We start from the raw sequence: 3,746 nt of genomic DNA on the forward strand, positions 1-3,746 counted from the left end.
CTGCCCCTCTGCCCCTCTGCTCCCCTGCCCCATACCCACTAACGCAATGGTTCTATTTTTGGTGAGCCATCAGCTTTGATCCAGGCAATTTGGGCAATGCCGCGATCGCTTGCATATTGGCGAATCGCCTCTGCATCTCTTCCCCCCAAGTCAATTTCTACTCGCACCAAATCAGTAGAATCTCTGAGTTTTTGCGCGTAGACAAAGGCGGCGGCGTTAGCGCTAGCTGTCTCTGGTGCTACCAACCAGTCACTCGCTGGAGTTTCCTGTGGTAATTGCTGGGTAGACAACAGAACTTGGTATAAATCTTCGATACTTAGTCCAAAACCAATTCCGGGGATGTTTTCTCCTTGAGGATGATATAACCCCAAAAGTTGGTCGTAGCGACCACCACGCCCTAAAACTCTGGCTTGGGATTCGGTATCATTGACGACTTCAAAGACGATCCCAGTGTAGTAATCTATGGTTTGGATGAGACTAAGGTCGAGGATTAAGGGAAATTTTTTCTCTGATTCTAGTAATTCTACTAGGGATTTGAGGTTATTCACTGCCTCTCGCTGTTCTTCATCTAGATCCAAACTACTAACTTTTTGTAACACGTCTGCACTGGGGCCGCGCAAATCTAGCATGATTATGGCGCGATCGCGTAGTTTGTCACTCAAGGGTAAAGTATCTATAGTAATCCGGTCGAGATGAGCGATCGCACTACGAACTTTATCCTGTAAATTAGCAGGAAATGCACTCAGGAGCGATCGCGTAATTCCCGCTTCACCTAAAATTAAGTGCCATTGCCGCAAACCCAGTGCTGCTAAACAATCTGCGACTAACAGGAGTACTTCCGCATTTGCCAGCAATCCGCCAGCACCTAACAACTCCACCCCAGCTTGATAAAACTCTTGCTGGCGATTATGCCTACTTTCCCACGTGCGGCGAAACACATTGGCGTTGTAGTACAACCGTTGTGGATAAGTTGTATTTGCCATACGAGTGACAACGGTACGAGCAATGGACGCTGTTAATTCTGGACGTAGCCCTAATTCATCATCTTCGCCTTGTAGTTGAATCACCATCTGGCGCTGGATTGCTTCTCCTGCCATCAGCGTATCCATGCGCTCTAAAGTTGAGGTGATAATCCTGTGATATCCCCAACGATGAAACACCTGCTGTAACCGATCTTCAATCCAGCGTTTTTTCTCCACATCCAAGGGCAATAAATCCCTGGCTCCTGCTGCTGGTTGATACACCATTATTTTTTCTTCCCACCAAACAAACCACCGAACAAACCACCACTACTAGATTTATCTGGTAGCTTATCTCCATTATTAGGGGATGAAGTCACCTTATGATCGCTAGATTGTTGTCCGAGAGCTTTATCTATTTTGGGTTTCCATTGCAATGCCCTTTCGTCATTGGGGTCTAGTTTTAAAGCATTGTCGAAGTGGATTTTTGCCATTTTTAGCTGATTTTGCTTCAAATACACCATTGCGATTAAGCTATGACAGTGACTATTTTTAGGTTCTAACTTCAGAGCATCCTGCAACTCTACTTTGGCTTGGGCAAATTGGTTTTTGTCAATCAAAGATTGAGCGCGACGAACATACTGTTCTACAACCGAGTCTTCTTTTGGTGGTGCTGGTTCTGGTGGTAGATTTTTTGGTGTATTTGGCTGAGGTGTACCTGATTGGACTTTGGGTTGAACAGGTGGCGGCGATGAGGATGATTTGCTTGCACTCCGCATTAAATAGACTAAATTCAACTCACTAACTTGGGCAATAACTTGCAGCACTTGCTCTAAAGAATCATATTGAGTTTGAGCAAGTTTAGCGATCGCACTTTTATAGACACGATCGAGATTAGGTGTCTGGGCTAACTGTTTACCCAAGTCGGTGTTGAGAGTTACCGAAGTAGACTCTTGTAACAGGCGCTTGCCAATTTGCGACAAAATTAAAATATATTCCGTGCGAGTGCGATCGCCAACCAGTTTTTCGTAAGCTGGGTTAACCAACTTTGATAACAATTCGTTCCCTAGCTGTTTTTGTTCATCACTTTCAGTAAAACTACTATCCGGGTGTAGACGGCGGGCAATTTGGAGATAGCGTTTCCGAATCTCTTTGACATCCGCATCAACTGGAACGCACAATACTGCGTGATGATCTATGAAATCATATTTAAATAGTCCACGATCTATTTTGAAAGACATATAGAGTTTTTACACCAAGGGAGCAGTTAGGTTGCTCTTAGTTTACCCAAAGTCGAAGGGAAAGCCCCCACCCCAACTGCTATACCCAAGCTGACAGTGGCGGAACCTGTAAAAGTTCGTTACTGAGGGAGTCGTGAATATAACCATTTGTGGCCAGAATTCTACCTGACTCAATTTTGACAGAAGTGCGATCGTAGGCAGTAACTTTGCCCCCGGCTTCTTGTAACAAAATTATCCCGGCGGCAATATCCCAAGGAGAAAGCCCTCGTTCCCAGTAACCATCGACACGTCCACAGGCAACATACGCCAAATCTAGTGATGCTGAACCGCTACGTCTAACCCCTTGCGTAAGATGGGTGAGGTGACTAAATTCTGCGTAGTTGTTATCAGAGGTTTCGCGGCGATCGTAGGCAAATCCTGTCACTAGTAGGCTTTTACTAAGTTCTGAGGTTGTTGAAACATTAATGGGACGACGGTTTCGCGTTGCTCCCAAGCCAGTAGCAGCACTGAATAGCTCATTGTGGAATGGGTCATAAATTACACCAACTTCTGGAACCCCATTAATTAACAGCCCAATGGAGACGGCAAAAAATGGGTATTGATGGGCGTAGTTGGTTGTGCCATCTAGAGGATCTATTGCCCAGAGGTATTGATTTTCTTGATTACCTAATTTGCCTGATTCTTCAGCGAGGATAGAGTGCTTAGGAAAATGGCGACGCAAAATTTCTAAAATCAACTCTTCTGAGGCTTTATCAGCAGCCGTGACTAAATCACCAGGGCGACCTTTTTCAATAATTGCGTCTTCTAACTTACCCAAGTAACCTTGCAAAATAGCACCAGCAGCTAAGGCCGCTTCGGTAGCAATATCTAGAAAAATTTGTATATTTGTCATTTGTCATTGGTCATTGGTCATTGGTCATTTGTCATTGGTTCATCTCCCCCCAGTCCCCAATCCCTACTCTTCAAAGATTTTGGCGGCGAAACTCGGCGGGATTGAGGCGCATGGGTTTTTCTGGGTTCCAGATTCCTTGGCCCATGAGTCTAGCCCATTGTTGGGCACGTTCTAAACGCTGGTCGTATTTGTGGTTAGGCGATCGCCCAACAAACATTGCATTCCCTTGTTTGACTAATTCTTCATTCAACAACACCTTATTTTTCCACACATAAGCGAGAGTTCGCCCGATTTTGTCTTTTGCTTCTAAATCAAACTCCAAGGTTACTGATTCTTCCGCACCACCAATTAGATTCTCTAACTGTTCTTTTGCCTCTTCTCCCCAGGGCCTCTGTCGCAAATCTGGTGCATCAACGCCAACTAACCGCACTTGGGATATCAAATTCGGTTGTTCAGCCATACCTAACACTTCCAAACTTTGCCCACTAACTACCCGCGCTACCTTTACCTGAGCCTGATTATTTGGCAGTTGGTTTTTACTTTGGCAACTCACCAATAGCAATAAGCAAACCAAAATAGCTATTTTTCGCACCCAGCTACCAAGACTCACAACCATCAAACATTCTCCTATGGCAGCTGCTGCACCTAAAAAGC

4 protein-coding genes are annotated in these 3,746 nt (G+C 45.1%); all 4 read right to left on the reverse strand.

The features are described 5' to 3' along the window. Window positions 1-38: 38 nt before the first annotated feature. The 4 genes from CDG79_RS39595 to CDG79_RS39610 all read right to left on the reverse strand — a co-directional run bounded on the left by CDG79_RS39595 (window position 39) and on the right by CDG79_RS39610 (window position 3,708). Window positions 39-1,247: an ATP phosphoribosyltransferase regulatory subunit gene (locus CDG79_RS39595; protein ID WP_094346928.1), complete on the reverse strand. Its 1,209-nt coding sequence runs from the start codon at window positions 1,245-1,247 to the stop codon at window positions 39-41. Further along, window positions 1,247-2,200: a J domain-containing protein gene (locus CDG79_RS39600; protein ID WP_094346929.1), complete on the reverse strand. Its 954-nt coding sequence runs from the start codon at window positions 2,198-2,200 to the stop codon at window positions 1,247-1,249. Before CDG79_RS39600 ends, CDG79_RS39595 begins: the two co-directional genes overlap by 1 nt. Before the next feature lie 79 nt (window positions 2,201-2,279). After that, window positions 2,280-3,092 carry an inositol monophosphatase family protein gene (locus CDG79_RS39605; RefSeq protein WP_094346930.1) on the reverse strand — a complete coding sequence of 271 codons (813 nt, stop codon included), beginning with the start codon at window positions 3,090-3,092 and terminating at the stop codon, window positions 2,280-2,282. A 70-nt stretch (window positions 3,093-3,162) separates the two neighbouring features. After that, window positions 3,163-3,708 (reverse strand): thermonuclease family protein, encoded by a 546-nt coding sequence (locus tag CDG79_RS39610; RefSeq protein WP_094332715.1) that lies wholly within the window; start codon window positions 3,706-3,708, stop codon window positions 3,163-3,165. Window positions 3,709-3,746: the final 38 nt, after the last annotated feature.

This window comes from Nostoc sp. 'Peltigera membranacea cyanobiont' 232, assembly GCF_002245985.1.
In the GTDB taxonomy this organism is placed as follows: domain Bacteria; phylum Cyanobacteriota; class Cyanobacteriia; order Cyanobacteriales; family Nostocaceae; genus Nostoc.